Genomic DNA, 14,830 nt, shown 5'->3' with positions numbered 1-14,830 from the left:
CGTATCGGCTCCTTTTGCCTTGCATCGTGTTAGGGCTTGGAACAAACCAACGGAGCTGTGAGTAAAATGGCCACCGTAACCAACGCCAAGGGTGTTCCGCTCCCCTATAGTGGGTCTTCCGCAAGGTGGTACTCGGCGACGAATTCGGGCCCGGCCCTCTACGGCAGCATCTACAACGATTCGCTATATGGCGACGGCAGCGTCAGCGTCACGATGTATGGCGGCCAGGGCGACGATATCTACTACCTGTACTCCGCGAAAAACAAAGCGGTGGAGCTGCCCAACGAGGGAATCGATACGATCTCGACCTGGATGAGCTACAGGCTGCCGGCGAATTTTGAGAATCTGACGGTCACCGGCGATAAACAATATGCCTTCGGAAACGCATTGAACAATATCGTCATCGGCGGTTCCGGCCAGCAGACGCTCGACGGCTTGAAGGGCGACGATGTTCTCAAGGGTGGCTCCGGCGCTGACATTTTTGTCGTCAAACCAGGCAATGGCAGCGATCTCATTCTCGACTTCGGCGCCGACGACACCGTGCGCGTCGGAGGCTACGGCTTCACCTCCTTCGACCAGGTGCACGCCAACATGGTACAGTCGGGAGCCAACGTCCGATTTACCCTGTCGCCAACCGAGTTTCTCGTCTTCGCCAACAAGACCATCGACCAGTTCAGCGCCAACCAGTTCGATCTCGCCCTGGACAAGTCGCATCTGACGCTCACCTTCTCGGACGAGTTCAATACGTTGAACCTGCACAGCGGTTCTAGCGGGACCTGGGATACGAACTTCTGGTGGGGTGCTCCGAACGGCAGCTCGCTCACCACCAACAGCGAGCTTCAGTGGTATATCGACACCAGCTACGCCCCCACGAGTTCGGTCAACCCGTTCAGCGTACAGGACGGTGTTCTCACCATTACGGCCGCCCGGGCTCCCGATGCGATCAAGCCCTACATAAACAACTATGATTACACGTCAGGTCTGCTGACGACCTACCATTCCTTCGCACAGACCTACGGCTATTTCGAAACTCGAGCCGACATGCCCGAAAAGCAGGGTGCATGGCCGGCCTTCTGGCTTCTTCCGGCGGATGGCTCCTGGCCGCCGGAACTGGACGCAGTGGAGATGATCGGCCAGGATCCCAACAAGCTCACCCTGACCAGCCACTCGAGCGCGACGGGGTCGCATACAAAAGTGACCTCGACCGTATACGCAGCGGATACCGCAGGGTTCCACAAATATGGGGTGCTTTGGACCCCAAGCGAACTGGTCTGGTATTTCGACGATGTCGAAGTTGCCCGCGCACCAACGCCTGCCGACATGCACAAGCCAATGTATATGCTGGTCGACCAGGCTGTCGGCGGCATGGCGGGAGCGCCCGCCGACGGGCTTGCCACCCCTTCTGAAATGCACGTCGACTATGTTCATGCCTACGCGCTGAATGACTGGTTCATCTAGGTGCCATGCTGGAAGATGGAGTGAAACCGACATCCTTCACCAACTGGTCTCGAACGCGTTCATTGCCGCTTGCCGCCGCACTAGGCCCGAGGTGAAGGACGATGTCTCACTCCCACCCTTCTGAGCCGCCGCGAACAACGCTCACGGCCGTATTGGCTTCCTTTCGGCGGGCATTCGCCGGCATCGCCTTGATGAGCGGGGTCGTCAATGTCCTGGCGCTGACCGGCTCGTTCTTCATGCTGCAGGTCTACGATCGCGTCATCCCCGGCCGCAGCGTGCCGACGCTTGTCGGCCTTTGCTTGTTTGCGGGCACGCTGTTCCTCTTCCAGGGCGTTCTTGAGCTGATCCGATCGCGGCTGCTGGTGCGTATCGGCATGGCGCTCGATGCGCGGCTCAGCGGGCAGGTCTACACCGCACTGATGCGTCTGCCGTTGCGCACGAAGCTTCCCGGCGATGGCTTGCAGTCATTGCGGGACCTCGATCAGGTCCGATCGTTCCTGTCGAGCGCTGGGCCGACCGCGCTGTTCGACCTGCCCTGGATGCCGCTTTATCTCGCAATCTGTTTCCTGTTCCATTTCTGGATCGGCATGACCGCGCTCTTGGGCGCCATCATTCTGTTTGCCCTGACCTTACTGGCGGAACTGCGCACGAGGGAGACGGCGAAACGTGCTAACAGCCAGGCCGCTTCGCGCAACACGCTGGCGGAAGCGACACGCCGCAACGTCGAGGTGCTTCAGGCAATGGGTTTTGGCCCACGCATTGCCGATCGCTGGTCTGCCGTCAACGACGACTATCTCAAGACGAATGCCAAGGCGAGCGATTTGGCGGGGACGCTCGGAACGATTTCGAAAGTCGTGCGCATGATGCTTCAATCCGGCATCCTGGCGATCGGCGCCTGGCTCGTCATCCATCAGGAGGCAACAGGAGGCATCATGATTGCCAGCTCGATCATGATGAGCCGGGCGCTGGCACCGATTGAACTCGCGATCGTGCATTGGAAGAGCTTCGTCAGCGCCCGCCAGGCCTGGGCCCGCCTCACCCACCTTCTGGGGCTGCTGCCCGAGGCTGCAACAACTGTCTCGCTGCCGCCGCCGTCGTTTCGCCTCTCGGTAGAGCGCATCAGTGTGGCGCCGCCGGGCGAGCGCCGCCTTGTCGTCCAGGATGCGGGCTTCGTGCTGGAGAAGGGCGCCGGCCTCGGCATCATCGGTCCGAGCGCTTCGGGAAAATCCTCGCTCGTGAGAGCCATCGCCGGCGTCTGGCTGCCAGTGCGCGGTACCGTCAGGCTCGACGGTGCGACACTCGACCAGTGGTCGTCGGAAGACCTAGGCAAGCATGTCGGTTATCTGCCGCAGGATGTCGAGCTGTTCGACGGCACCATTGCCGAGAACATAGCTCGCTTCGAACCCCGGCCCCCCTCGGACAAAATACTGACCGCTGCGCGCGCCGCCGGTGTTCATGATCTGGTGGTTCACCTGCCTGAAGGTTATGAAACGCGCATTGGCGAGGCCGGGTCGGCGCTTTCGGCGGGCCAGCGACAGAGGGTCGCTTTGGCGCGTGCTCTCTATGGCGATCCGTTTCTTGTCATACTCGACGAGCCGAATTCCAATCTCGATGCCGATGGCGAAGCCGCCTTGACGGTGGCGATCCAAGGCGTGCGCGACAGAGGCGGCATGGCCATCGTGGTGGCGCATCGCCCGAGTGCATTGCAAAGTCTTGACCAGATCCTTGTCATGACGAACGGCAGCATTCAGGCCTTTGGCCCGAAGAATGAGATCATGACCAAGGTGACCCGTCCCATCAGCGTTCCGTTGAAAGTTGTCCCAAGTCCTGAAGAGGCGGCGCTCTGATGCCGGAGAGGGCGACATCGGTGATCGACCGGGCCATTCGACGTTATCTGCTTGGCGGCATTGCGACCTCCATCCTACTGGTCGGTGGAGCGGGCAGCCTTGCCGCCGTGATCGACCTCTCTGGCGCGGTCATTGGATCGGGAAAGCTGGTTGTCGATTCCAGTGTCAAAAAGGTGCAGCATCCGACGGGCGGCGTGGTCGGCCAAATCTTCGTGCGCGAAGGCGATGCCGTGCAAGCGGGACAGGTTCTGATTCATCTGGATGAAACCGTCACCCGCGCCAATCTGGCCATTGTCACCAAGAGCGCGGATGAACTCGATGCCCGCCTGGCACGTCTCAAGGCCGAGCGCGATGGTGCGGACGCCATCGGTTTTCCGCCGTCGCTGATGTCTCGGCGGGACGATCCGGATGTCAGCGGAACAATGGCCGGAGAGCAGTCGCTCTTCGAGTTCCGCCGGCAGGCACGCGCTGGCCAGAAGGCGCAGTTGGCGGAACGTATCTCCCAGCTCGCCGAAGAAGTCTCCGGCCTGACCGAGCAAAAGGACGCCAAGAGCCAGGAAATCAAGCTGATCGGAACCGAGCTCGCGGGCATGCGCACATTATGGGAGCGCAAGCTGGTCTCGATCGATCGCATCACCGCGCTCGAGCGCGAGGCCGTGCGGCTGGAGGCTGAACACGGGCAGTTGATCGCGGCGATAGCGCAGTCGAAAGGTCACACGTCGGAAATCCGCCTGCAGATCATCCAGATCGATCAGGATCTGCGCAGCGAAGTCGCCACGGAGCTGCGTGAGGTCCAGGCAAAACTCTCGGAGCTAGTCGAACGCAAGGTATCGGCCGAGGACCAGCTCAAGCGCATCGACATTCGAAGCCCGCAGGCCGGCGTCGTCCTTCAGCTTGCCGTACATACGATTGGGGGTGTCATCACTGCGGGCGAACCGGTCATGCTCATCGTGCCGGTCGCGGACCGACTGACCGTCGAAGCCCGTGTCGCTCCACAGGACATCGATCAGCTGAAACAGGGGCAGGAGGCGACGCTGCGGCTTTCGGCCTTCAATCAGCGGACCACGCCTGAACTCAACGGAAGCGTCAGCAAGATCTCCGCCGATCTCAGCACCGACGAGCGCACCGGCGCCGGTTATTACACCGTGCATATCGTTTTGCCGCGCACGGAACTTGCCAGACTCAAAAGACTGACCCTGGCGCCCGGCATGCCGGTCGAGGTGTTCTTCACGACCAGCAGCCGCACGATGCTGTCCTATCTCGTCAAGCCCCTGGCCGATCAGATCCAGCGAGCATTCCGGGAGGAGTGAAGCGCGCCTGGGCTGCAGCGACCGGCCGCTTCCCGCCGCGAGCATTCATCGGCTGGGAAATTGGCGGAATGCTGCTTTCGGTTTATTGATCCTCGACGACTCCCTGCTGGGCTCGATCCACTGGCCGCCTCCGAGGTAAAAGGCACGGGGACGTCGAACGCGGGCACGTTGGCTTCAATGCTCAACCGGCCTAGGGGTTAAGGACCGAGTGGAGCCGCGCCTTGAGGGTGGCTTGCAGCATGCCAGGACATAGCCGACCGAGTTCTGCCGCGTCCGGCATGGCCAAAAATAGGAATTAACCCCTCGCCCGAGTCAATTCTTGCTTGACATTTATGTTCCCGTTCTGTTCACTTCCCGAGCCTGCCGGAAAGGCCAACTGCCATGCTCATGCCGATCATCACGTAAGGCGCTCAAAGGGATGAACCTGCTCAACGGCCAACTTAGGAGCGACTTGATGTGCTCCCTCCATCACGCGTGCGACACGCTAGGAGGAACCGCGATGGGAACGATGTACTTCGATGCCGAGGTCAAAGCCGAGTTGCACTCTGAAGCCGTGAAGCTTGTCGCCCGCTACGAAAGCCCGCTTGAGACCGTGAAGGCGCTGATGGCCTACAACCGCGAGCCAGAGACTCAGATACTCGCCATAGCCCAGGCATCCGGGGATAGGTTCCATTGGCTACGACGATACGCCCCCTGTTGTAGGATGACCGGCGTGGACATTGCGAAGTCCCGCCCTGCGGCTAGGATAGCGCGGATGAACGGAACGACCTCTGAGGCAGCTTGTGCTGACGCACTCGCGGCGCTCCGCACGGCAGGGCGAGGCGGGGAAACGAAGTTGCCCATAAACTGATCGGAGGAGACTTGGTATTGCGACCCCTCGCGCGACCTCGGCAGGTTGAATCGTTCCCGGCGTGACAGGAGAGCTTTTTAGCCATGCATGACCTTATCGCTTTCATACAAAGCAACTCTGCGCTGGTGGCGGCTAACCCGTTGGCCTTTGCTACGTCTGCCGCATTGTTCGGCGCCGGTGGATTTGCCGTGGGGCGCTATTTCCTTGCGGAGCGCATTGCCAATCTGGAAAGCCGGATTGCGCGGCGCGACGAGGAGATCACGGACCTGAAGGCCAAGCAGAAAGCACCGGACCCGGAAGGCCCTGTGCCTCTATTCGAGATGACAGAGATGCTTCCCCCTGCGCCGTTCAACTTCAACCGGCTGTTGGTCAGCGGAAAAACACCCTCCAGGTTGAATAGTTTACTCTCCCAACAGAAAGCACCAGGCTGATCGTGGTCACGGCCTTCCACCGTCATGAGACCGGCGACCTGCAAACCGGCAAGCATGCTGGCCTCATTGCGTGGTCGCGCGAGGGTAACCCTTCGGTGGCTTATGGCGAGCCGACGACTCTGTTTGCGGGTGGCGACGTGCCGGACATGGAATAGCTGGACGTGGTTTCATCCTTGGCAGCTACTTTGAATGCGTTCCGGAATTCTGAGGTTGGCATTTCGTCGGCGAGTGCAGCGATGCAAACGCGCATCGCGTAATCCACCTGTTTTGGAATGCGGGACAACGAAAAGATCCGACAGGAATGCCAACCCCCTACTCCACGATCTTCCAGTATGAGTCCTTGCGGATCACCTTTCCGTCACGAAATGTGTAGAAATCGCAACCTCGAACTTCCTTTTTGACGCCCTCGCGGGTGGTGCCGGTGAGGGTCCATTTCGACATGCCGGTGTTGGCAGCCTCGTCCGCAAAGTGCTGTCCACTGCCGTAATGCACATCGGGCAAACCCTCAAAGCGTGTCGCTAGCGCGTCTCGTACGCTGCGCTTGCCCTCGCAGCGCGTTCCCCAAGGCTCGGCCCCCCTTGGCATCTCCAAAACGCAGTCGTCGGCAAAGAACGCCATGATGCGGTCCAGATCGTGCGCATTGAAGGCCTCGCAAAGCTCCGTCAATGTGGCTCGAATGTCCATTCGCGAACGGCTCCTCGGATTTCGAAGTAGGTCACTGGCGGCGGATCCGGTCAAGTGTCCAGCCAGACACCCTGGCTATGACCGGGATGGAGCGCGGCTTCCGCCACTCATCCCTTCTTAGCGAACGCCCAGACCATCAGCGGGTATTCCTCGTCGTTACTGAGATCCCGCCACAGGCCGTAGGCGCGAACAGGGCCACCGATTCCGCTTGGCTGCCTGTTTGCCACGGCTCTTCAGGGTGCCGGCAAGGCTCTCAGTCATCACGACCTCCAGAGACCCGCCGTCCTTGCTGGTAGCACTATGTTATGGGCAAAAGATGACAACGCAGCGCCGCCGCCGGCGGCGCGATCAGAAACAATGTACCAGCAGGGCCACCGCCCCACAGTGGAGCTTCCGTTCCCATTTCCCACTCAGACAACGGATGAGCAGACTAACCCTGCTTAATAATCGCCGTTGTAGTACCTGTCGTCGCACGGCGCCGTGTAGATGCGGCCGCGGCGGTCCTGGTAGCGGCACATCTGTTCGCCGCGACGCTGCGGCGTAGTGGCCGAGCCGACGACGGCGCCGAGCAGGGCGCCGCCGGCAGCGCCGATGAGCGTGCTTTCGGTGTTGCCGCCGATGGCCTGACCGACGAGGGCGCCGCCAGCGCCGCCGATCAGAGCGCCAGTTCCGGCCCGCTGCTGGCCTTCGGTCTGCGCGCACCCGGCCAGTGCCGCGGTCATCAGCACGGCGGCTATGACTTTGTGAACGTTCATGTAAGGTCTCCCTTGAAGGCCTGATATCCCTATGGCTTGCCACCTGCGGCTGCAATGCGGCGGAACGGGGGCACGAGCCGTCACGATAAAAGACATGGTTTCTCGGGTGTTGATAGAAGCCTGCCTGCTATTTTCGTCGCTTCTCGTTTTATGGCGACAAGTCCCATTCGGTACAAAGTGTCGATCATTGTGTAACGAGATTGAAGCCTCATACCGCTAGGATCGTCCGGTTCAAGCGGACGTTCAATCTGCCTTCCAGGCGCTAAATGATGGAACAGGCGCACACGGTCCGTCGACCTGCTGAGAACGCACAGCGCGTGCGCGCAGCTCAATACCTGCGAATGTCCACCGACCACCAGAGCTATTCGGCCGACAATCAGAAGGATGCAATCCGTGAATTCGCGGATGCGATGAACTACGACACCGTGGCCACATACGAGGACGCCGGTCGCAGCGCTTGAACCTCGAAGCAAAGGCTGTTGGCGGATGTCGAAACGAAGAACGCGGATTTCGAATCGTCATCGTCTACGATGTGAGCCGCTGGGGGCGATTCCCGAACCCCGATGAGAGTGCGTCGTACGAGTATCGGTGTCGTGTTGCCGGCGTTGAATTGAATATTTTGGCGAACAGTTCGCAAACGATGGCAGCATCGGATCAGACCTGCTCAAGGCGATAAAGCGCACGATAGCGTGCCGAGCACAGCCGGGTGTTGTCGGTCAAGGTGTTTGCCGGCCAGTGCAGGCTCGTTCGAATGGTGACACCGGCAGGGAGGGTCGGCCGGCCTGGGCCTGAGGCGCCGGTTCATCGACCAGCTTGGGCGCACAAAGACCATGCTCGCTCTCAAAGAGTACAAGGGCCTCCAGACGGATCGGGGCATCCTCGTGCCTGGACCACCTGATGAAATTGCGACGGTGCGCTGGATCTACCATGAATACGCGAAGGCTGGTCGGACCGAGCTTCAGATTGCGCGGTCGTTGAATGCCAAGGGAGTGGTCACCGGTCTCAACCGACCTTAGAATTTCCGCTGCCCAAATTGTAGCGCTGCCGCGATCAGCCTAGCCGTTCATCGGGTGCAAGGCGGGACAGTAGGCCGCGAATAGAGAAACGCAGGCCATCCGACGCGAAAACAAGATCTGGAGCCTCTCCAAATAGGCTGGTCAATGCGGCGCGCATATAGCGTGTTCCATACCCTACTCGCGAGGGTTGAACTACCGACGGTCCTCCTGATTCGATCCATCTCAGCGTCAGCACTGGTTCCGAACTCGCCGTTATATTCCATTCCAATCGTATCCTGCCTTCGGGGCGGGACAAGCCGCCATATTTAATGGCGTTTGTTGCTAGTTCATGAAGCGAGAGGGCGAGAGTTGTACCGGCATCGCGCGAAAGCAGCACCTCGGGTCCGTCGATCGTGATGGCAGTTTGTTGCTTGGAAAGGTATGGCGCGAGGACCGATTTTGCGACATCCGTTAAGGCCACGGTCTCGCCACCGGCAGCAAAAACTGCAGAATGAACATCCGACAAGGCTCTCAATCGCCCTTTGAAGTCTTCTGCAAGCCCTTCTGCCGAGATCGCACCGCGCCTGGTCATATCGAAGATGGATATGACGGTCGCCAGGATGTTTTTCACTCGATGATTTAGCTCAAGGCGGAGTTCCGTCTCCCGCTCAAGATAGTCACGCACGTCGCGCTGGCGAATTCTGGTGAGGAGTGCCGACTGGATTCCGCTTATCAGTTCGAGCGCAGCCACTGGACGCTGATAGTATATCTGGCGCGAACGTGGCCAGGCAGCACTCAGCGCCGCTTGGATGCGTGACTGCTGTGCCCCACGGTCCAACAAAACAACGATTGGAATTTCCGACCAATTGGGCTGCGCCTGAAGGAAACCTTCAACTGTTGCGATCGCCTGAGGATTCAAGGCTTCGTGGGTGACAACCAGCACTCCAGGGGACAGTGCAAGCAATCCCTCTAAGTCCTCGGGGCTCGCCGCTCGAGCCCGTAAACCACGTTCCTGAAGCAGGGAGGCGGTGTAACCAGCATCCTTGCGGTAAGGCGCCAAAATGAGCACCCAATCCAGTGTTCCCAGCCCGTTTCGCTCGACGTCGCTCACGTCTCGGGCAGAGGATTGTAGGCAACCACGGAAACGCCGGAACTCGCGATGAACAGTTCCCGGACATCGAGATCGTGGGGACCGTGGCGTTTCTTGACGACCGTGATATTGCGCCTAAGGCGGCCTTCATGCTCGGACATGCGCAGCAGAAGCACGGTGTCGCCGAGAAAACTGACGTCCACGTCGATCCCAACATTCTGCCCGAGCAAACCATGCTGGGCGACAATGAGCATGGTTAGCACGTCAGCGCGAGCGAGATGTTTCAGGAGAGACTGGATGTCCAGCACCGCCTTTTCCCGGTGGGGAAGAGAATTCAGATAGCCGGTGAAGCTGTCAATCACGACTACCCGGGTATTGTTGCGACTGACGACTTGCTGCACAATCTGGCCGAACTCTCCGGGCGAGATTTCGTTTGGACTAAAATCGTAGATGACGAGTTGGCCGTCCTTGTAGAACTGCCGAAGATCCATCCCAAGGCCTTCGGACCGGCGAAAGAAAGTCTCCAGCCGCTCCTCAAACAGGAACAGGGCCACGCTCTCGCTCCGTTGAAGCGCGGCAGTGGCGTAAAGCGACGACATCGTCGACTTGCCTGTCCCCGACTGACCAATCACGAGCGTTATGGTTCCCGATTCCTGGCCGCCGCCGAACATCTCGTCGAGAGCGGCTACCCCTGATTTGATCAGTTGCGGCTTGGTCACTTCGGCAGGCGACCCGGGCACAATCCTCGGAAACACCACAACGCCTTCACCCTCGCGAATAGCCATATCGTGATAACCGTCTGCAAACGGCACGCCGCGCATTTTGCTGACTTCAACACGCCGGCGCACGCCGCCGTAATCCTCGAGAGATTTATCAAGCCGGATCACGCCGTGGGCAATGCCCTCGATTTCCTCGCCATTGTGATCGCCTCCGCTGGTCTGGGTGTCGAGCAACACCGCCACAATGCCCCGCTTGGCCAGGAAGGCCTTGAAACCAATCAGCTCGCGCCGGAACCTCGGTGTGTCGCCGGTAATCAGCCGGATCTCGAGCAGCGAGTCATAAACAAGCCTGTGTGGCTTGTGTTCTTCAATCGCGCGTTCAATCGCCTTGCGCGTCTCATCCAATCGAAGGTCCGCAGTCTGGAAAATCGTCTGATCGGCCGCTCCGCTCAGGGTCTCCGAAGCGGACAATTCCTCAACGCGGATGCCATCAAGCGTCCAGCCGTGTGAGGACGCAATCGCTTGCAGTTCGGCGGCGGTTTGCGAAAGGCTGACATAGATGCAGCGTTCACCGGCTGCCACACCAGCGCGCAGGAATTGCAACGCCGCCGTCGTCTTGCCTGCGCCTGGATCGCCTTGCACGATATAGAAATTTGAAGCGGGCAATCCACCGCGAAGAATTTCGTCCAAGCCGGCAATGCCGGAACTTACAACGGGCTGCTTCTTTCGCTCGGTCATTCCGCCATCGTCTCCAAACAGGAATCGCAAGCCGCCAGTATCACAGGTTCGAAGTAGAACTGGGTGGAGCGATCGGCGGCCCGGCCCGGTATCTGAAATTCCAATTTCTGTAATGGCCGCGCCCCCGTCAGGCAAGTAGCTCGTTGCAGGCCACGGCAGTCACGGCCTGTGCCACAGCGCGCACGCCTTCCCATCGTCTGTGGAACCATCCAAGACGCCAGCAGTTTCACAGAGTTAACAAATGAACGGATGGGGTATGATTCAAGGAACCGTCGATAAAGCCGATGAGGATCGCTACCGCGTTCTCGTCGAGGCCGTTACTGATTATGCGATCTATATGTTGGACCGTTCGGGAACCGTGACGAGTTGGAACGCGGGGGCCGAGCGGTTCAAAGGCTATTCCGCCAGCGAGATCATCGGTCAGCATTTCTCGTGCTTCTACACGGAGGAGGATCGCGAAGCTGGTCTTCCATCGCGGACTCTGGAGACAGCAGTCCGCGATGGCAAATTTGTGACCGAGGGCTGGAGGGTTCGTCGCGACGGGACTCCTTTCTGGGCTCACGTTGTGGTGGATCCTATACTCGATCCAAGCGGCCAACTAACCGGCTTCGCCAAAGTCACCCGTGATCTTACCGAGCGCAAGAAAGCGGAGGAGGAAATCCGGAAAAATCAGGAGCAGTTCCAGCGTCTGGTTCAGGGCGTGACGGACTACGCGATCTACATGCTTGATCCTGAAGGCGTAATCACGAGCTGGAACTCGGGTGCAGAACGCATCAAAGGTTACTCGGCCGACGAAATAATCGGCAAGCACTTTTCTCAATTCTACACGCCCGAGGATCGCGAGCGAGGCAGTCCGCAAAGTGCCCTGGAGATCGCCGCCCGTGAAGGGCGAGTTGAGCGCGAAGGCTGGCGTATACGCAAAGACGGCACTGCGTTCTGGTCCCACGTGGTCATCGACGCCATTCGGCACGAGGATGGCGAACTCCTGGGGTTCGCGAAGATCACACGCGACATTACGGAGCGGAAGAAGGCGCAGGAGTCTTTGGATCAGGCACGTGAGGCCCTTTTCCACTCCCAAAAAATGGATGCGATCGGCAAACTGACGGGCGGCGTCGCTCACGATTTCAACAATTTGCTGATGGCGATTCTGGGTAGTCTTGAGCTGCTCCGCAAACGGCTTCCCGACGATCCACAATTGCTGCGTCTTCTCGACAACGCGGTGCTCGGCGCGCGACGGGGAGCGTCCTTGACGCAGCGCATGCTGGCCTTTGCCCGGCGGCAGCAACTCGATCCAAAGCCTGTCGATTTGATAGGGCTCATACACGGAATGAAGGATCTCTTGGAACGATCGCTGGGCTCAAGGGCGATCATAGAGACGAAATTTCCGCTCTCGCTTGATCGTGTGATGGTTGATGAAAGTCAAATCGAACTCGCATTGCTCAATCTGTGCGTCAATGCCAGGGACGCGATGCCTGGCGGCGGAACGATCGTCATCTCCACTCGGATGGAACAGGTCGGCGAAAGCAAAGAGGCTGGCTTGGCCCCGGGCCCCTACGTCTGCCTCTCGGTAGCAGACGCTGGCGAAGGAATGGACGAAGAAACGCTGGCTCGGGCGACGGAACCGTTTTTCACCACAAAAGGCGTTGGCAAAGGTACGGGTCTCGGTCTGTCTATGGTCCATGGGATGACAGAACAAATGGGCGGGCGCCTGACGCTTAGGAGCCGCAAGGGAGCAGGAACGACGGCGGAACTGTGGCTGCCGGTGGCCATCGCGAGCTCGGAAGTCGCGCGCGGGCCGGATGTTCTTGCCGAGGAAGCCATTGAGACGGCGTCGCTGCGGATTCTGGCAGTGGATGACGACGCGCTGGTCCTTTTGAATACCGCGGCAATGCTCGAGGATCTCGGCCATACTGTCGCGGAGGCGCATTCTGCGGCGGCAGCCCTCAGGTTGCTGGAGGAGCAGCCGTTCGACCTCGTCATAACGGATCATGCTATGCCGAAAATGACGGGCCTGCAGCTATCGAATACGATCAAAGGCCAGTGGCCGAACGTACCCGTCATTATAGCAACGGGCTACGCCGAACTCCCGGGGACTCGCGACACCAAAATTCTCAGCAAGCCGTTTACTGAAGAAGAATTGGCGAACGCAATAGCAGCCGCTAATGTCGCGTAGGGTCGCCTTAGAGACCACCCCCTCTGAGTTCCTTGATGCGTCAAGCTGGGACAAGACCCTCCAATATTTCTCTCTGAGTGTACTTGCGAAGCGGCAACCTGCTCGGCGGTCAGAAGGGAGTTTTCTATGGAAAGTGTACGTTCAAGCAGCCGAATCGTGCGAGAGGACGACTTCGTTCTTCGAAAGATCGCTCTGGTCGCCTGCCCTACCAGCCTATGCCGCACTTAGCTCCCGGATCTAACTGTTTGCAAGGATTGGGAACCGCGAGGCGCGCAGTCGCGCAGTCAAGCAGGAGTGCGGACAGGCCTACCCAGCAGCGAAACAGAAAAGCGCTGGCGCTGGGTCTTCACCGGGGTTAAGGGCCATGTACGAGCTACCCTGCATGTCCGATTTTCAGCCTGCGCTAATATTGTAAATGAATGGTGAACTGTGCGCACCGACTTCTCCGGGTCTTGCGTTTGGCGTCACTGTGGTTCCCGAAGGGCCGATATACTCCACCAGCGCGAGGCATGACCGCTCAGATTCTGTTGGTCGGCGCCAAGGTTCGCGCACCTCTGCGCCGGCCGCCACGGCACTTTGAGGTGAAATGCCGCTCACCGGAGCTAAAACCCAGCAATTGGCCGACAATCGCCGAATAGCCGATTGGTTGAAAACGTACAGCGAATCCGTTGGGGTTATGCTGGACAACAGGGTAAACAATTCCTTTCGCTGGAAGGGAGGCCGCGATGGTTCGAACGCATTTAGAAGTTGCACAAGCCGTAATCGCAACCGGCTATCTTGTTCGGCATAATTCCATGATCGGAACTGCCAAGTTTCGCCAAGACGTGGATCGTTCAAGGCGCGCAATCGAGACATCGCGCGAACTGCTCAAACGCCTTCGCCAACGTCACCACGATGACATGGCGCGAGGGTGGGAAGATCCGGGCGTGGCAAGCGTCGCCGTCTCCGCCTTTGACGCCGACATTCTCCGCTCGGCATTCCGAGAGTTGGTCAGGCAAACGGGTGTGCCTGAGTATCAATGGCGTGATCTGGCCACGAGCCTGGTACATGAATTCACCGGGTGCGAGCAGATGGAAACTGGCCTGGGGGATTGGATCACCAGCAAGTAGCGCTACAAGGAAACCTTTTTGGGGATTCGGAATTAGGGTCGCATGGCCCGCTTCTTCTTTGATTTAACCGACGATGGCGAAGTCTTTCCCGATCCTGAAGGAACCGAAATTGCGAGCCGGGAAGCCGCTGAAGATGAGGCAGCAAGAGCGTTGCTTGAAATGGCCAAAGACCGGATGCCGGACGGCACTTTCAGAGAGGTTGCCATCCATGTCCGCGATCACACCAGCAAGCTCCTATTCACCGTGAAGGTCACGGTCGACTTGGTGCGTGAGCCGCCCGATAGATGAAGACGCGGCCCTAGCTATTCATTATGGCTGCGCACCAACGCCAGCGGCATGCGGTCGCTGAGGCTGACATCATCCTTTCCGAACATCACGTCAACGCGCCGCATTATTGCTGAGTCCCACTAGCTGCTACAGCGGCTAGTCGAGAAGGCAGGCGCTATCCAGCCCTAAGGGGAGAGCTGGTTCCTTATTCCACCGGATAATGTCGACATCCTTGCAAGATGCACATCATGCCCGCTTTTGCCTCGATCAGGAAATAGTCAGATTCGTACGGAGCAGAGTCTGTACGATTCCAACCCTTTAACTTTGTACACCCCTGATTTGTAATTGGGCGGCCGAGGGGCCGCCGTGCATCAGGTTGCATTTCACTGTCAATCGCGCGCCAG

Annotated in this window: 14 protein-coding genes and 1 pseudogene; 10 read left to right on the top strand and 5 right to left on the bottom strand. The window is 59.1% G+C overall.

The window, feature by feature from the left end; genetic code table 11:
- Positions 1-66 precede the first annotated feature (66 nt).
- From eglC to MESCI_RS30560, 5 genes are all read left to right on the top strand, one after another.
- Positions 67-1,458, top strand: coding sequence for an endo-1,3-1,4-beta-glycanase EglC (eglC, locus tag MESCI_RS30580; protein ID WP_013525077.1), 1,392 nt, complete (start codon positions 67-69; stop codon positions 1,456-1,458).
- 101 nt (positions 1,459-1,559) lie between these two features.
- Complete coding sequence (locus tag MESCI_RS30575; RefSeq protein WP_013525076.1) at positions 1,560-3,305, top strand: type I secretion system permease/ATPase; 1,746 nt, start codon at positions 1,560-1,562, stop codon at positions 3,303-3,305.
- Complete coding sequence (locus tag MESCI_RS30570) at positions 3,305-4,615, top strand: HlyD family type I secretion periplasmic adaptor subunit (RefSeq protein ID WP_013525075.1); 1,311 nt, start codon at positions 3,305-3,307, stop codon at positions 4,613-4,615. Before MESCI_RS30575 ends, MESCI_RS30570 begins: the two co-directional genes overlap by 1 nt.
- A 418-nt stretch (positions 4,616-5,033) precedes the next feature.
- On the top strand, positions 5,034-5,465 hold the full coding sequence (locus tag MESCI_RS32950) for a hypothetical protein (protein WP_224673141.1): 432 nt from the start codon (positions 5,034-5,036) through the stop codon (positions 5,463-5,465).
- Positions 5,466-5,548: 83 nt separating this feature from the next.
- Entirely contained in the window at positions 5,549-5,896 is a 348-nt protein-coding gene (locus MESCI_RS30560; RefSeq protein ID WP_013525073.1) for a hypothetical protein, read from the top strand.
- 312 nt (positions 5,897-6,208) lie between these two features.
- Here MESCI_RS30560 and MESCI_RS30555 read toward each other — a convergent pair whose 3' ends face one another.
- The 3 genes and pseudogenes from MESCI_RS30555 to MESCI_RS30550 all read right to left on the bottom strand — a co-directional run bounded on the left by MESCI_RS30555 (position 6,209) and on the right by MESCI_RS30550 (position 7,335).
- Complete coding sequence (locus tag MESCI_RS30555) at positions 6,209-6,580, bottom strand: nuclear transport factor 2 family protein (protein WP_013525071.1); 372 nt, start codon at positions 6,578-6,580, stop codon at positions 6,209-6,211.
- 107 nt (positions 6,581-6,687) lie between these two features.
- Positions 6,688-6,783, bottom strand: a pseudogene (locus MESCI_RS33400) (SAM-dependent methyltransferase); the annotation flags it as partial.
- Positions 6,784-7,020: 237 nt separating this feature from the next.
- Complete coding sequence (locus tag MESCI_RS30550) at positions 7,021-7,335, bottom strand: YMGG-like glycine zipper-containing protein (protein WP_013525070.1); 315 nt, start codon at positions 7,333-7,335, stop codon at positions 7,021-7,023.
- A gap of 266 nt (positions 7,336-7,601) precedes the next feature.
- Here MESCI_RS30550 and MESCI_RS32945 point away from each other — a divergent pair, with 266 nt between their 5' ends.
- The gene (locus MESCI_RS32945) at positions 7,602-7,796 is read left to right on the top strand and encodes a recombinase family protein (RefSeq protein WP_245268668.1); all 195 of its coding nucleotides are present in this window, start codon (positions 7,602-7,604) and stop codon (positions 7,794-7,796) included.
- Positions 7,797-8,165: 369 nt separating this feature from the next.
- Positions 8,166-8,351 carry a recombinase family protein gene (locus tag MESCI_RS32940; protein ID WP_245268667.1) on the top strand — a complete coding sequence of 62 codons (186 nt, stop codon included), beginning with the start codon at positions 8,166-8,168 and terminating at the stop codon, positions 8,349-8,351.
- A gap of 34 nt (positions 8,352-8,385) precedes the next feature.
- On the opposite strand, the gene MESCI_RS30540 is transcribed toward MESCI_RS32940, so the two are convergent.
- Entirely contained in the window at positions 8,386-9,441 is a 1,056-nt protein-coding gene (locus tag MESCI_RS30540; RefSeq protein WP_013525069.1) for a sensor histidine kinase, read from the bottom strand.
- Entirely contained in the window at positions 9,438-10,877 is a 1,440-nt protein-coding gene (locus MESCI_RS30535; protein ID WP_013525068.1) for a DUF7125 family protein, read from the bottom strand. Before MESCI_RS30535 ends, MESCI_RS30540 begins: the two co-directional genes overlap by 4 nt.
- A gap of 256 nt (positions 10,878-11,133) precedes the next feature.
- Between MESCI_RS30535 and MESCI_RS30530 the strand changes: the two genes are divergently transcribed.
- The 3 genes from MESCI_RS30530 (at position 11,134) to MESCI_RS30520 (ending at position 14,447) form a co-directional block, all read left to right on the top strand.
- Entirely contained in the window at positions 11,134-13,050 is a 1,917-nt protein-coding gene (locus MESCI_RS30530; protein ID WP_164920093.1) for a hybrid sensor histidine kinase/response regulator, read from the top strand.
- A gap of 725 nt (positions 13,051-13,775) precedes the next feature.
- Complete coding sequence (locus MESCI_RS30525; protein ID WP_013525066.1) at positions 13,776-14,159, top strand: hypothetical protein; 384 nt, start codon at positions 13,776-13,778, stop codon at positions 14,157-14,159.
- Between the two features lie 42 nt (positions 14,160-14,201).
- Positions 14,202-14,447: a DUF6894 family protein gene (locus tag MESCI_RS30520; RefSeq protein ID WP_013525065.1), complete on the top strand. Its 246-nt coding sequence runs from the start codon at positions 14,202-14,204 to the stop codon at positions 14,445-14,447.
- The last annotated feature ends 383 nt before the right edge of the window (positions 14,448-14,830 follow it).

This window comes from Mesorhizobium ciceri biovar biserrulae WSM1271, from assembly GCF_000185905.1.
GTDB lineage: Bacteria > Pseudomonadota > Alphaproteobacteria > Rhizobiales > Rhizobiaceae > Mesorhizobium > Mesorhizobium ciceri.
The sequence above is the reverse complement of the archived record's forward strand: the minus strand, read 5'-3'. Positions and strand labels throughout refer to the sequence as shown.

Excerpts from the sequence above, each read along its gene's own strand:
- eglC (WP_013525077.1), top strand. The coding sequence starts at position 67 with ATGGCCACCGTAACCAACGCCAAGGGTGTTCCGCTCCCCTATAGTGGG.
- MESCI_RS30575 (WP_013525076.1), top strand. The coding sequence starts at position 1,560 with ATGTCTCACTCCCACCCTTCTGAGCCGCCGCGAACAACGCTCACGGCC.
- MESCI_RS30570 (WP_013525075.1), top strand. The coding sequence starts at position 3,305 with ATGCCGGAGAGGGCGACATCGGTGATCGACCGGGCCATTCGACGTTAT.
- MESCI_RS32950 (WP_224673141.1), top strand. The coding sequence starts at position 5,034 with ATGAACCTGCTCAACGGCCAACTTAGGAGCGACTTGATGTGCTCCCTC.
- MESCI_RS30560 (WP_013525073.1), top strand. The coding sequence starts at position 5,549 with ATGCATGACCTTATCGCTTTCATACAAAGCAACTCTGCGCTGGTGGCG.
- MESCI_RS30555 (WP_013525071.1), bottom strand. The coding sequence starts at position 6,580 with ATGGACATTCGAGCCACATTGACGGAGCTTTGCGAGGCCTTCAATGCG.
- MESCI_RS30550 (WP_013525070.1), bottom strand. The coding sequence starts at position 7,335 with ATGAACGTTCACAAAGTCATAGCCGCCGTGCTGATGACCGCGGCACTG.
- MESCI_RS32945 (WP_245268668.1), top strand. The coding sequence starts at position 7,602 with ATGATGGAACAGGCGCACACGGTCCGTCGACCTGCTGAGAACGCACAG.
- MESCI_RS32940 (WP_245268667.1), top strand. The coding sequence starts at position 8,166 with ATGCTCGCTCTCAAAGAGTACAAGGGCCTCCAGACGGATCGGGGCATC.
- MESCI_RS30535 (WP_013525068.1), bottom strand. The coding sequence starts at position 10,877 with ATGACCGAGCGAAAGAAGCAGCCCGTTGTAAGTTCCGGCATTGCCGGC.
- MESCI_RS30530 (WP_164920093.1), top strand. The coding sequence starts at position 11,134 with ATGATTCAAGGAACCGTCGATAAAGCCGATGAGGATCGCTACCGCGTT.
- MESCI_RS30525 (WP_013525066.1), top strand. The coding sequence starts at position 13,776 with ATGGTTCGAACGCATTTAGAAGTTGCACAAGCCGTAATCGCAACCGGC.
- MESCI_RS30520 (WP_013525065.1), top strand. The coding sequence starts at position 14,202 with ATGGCCCGCTTCTTCTTTGATTTAACCGACGATGGCGAAGTCTTTCCC.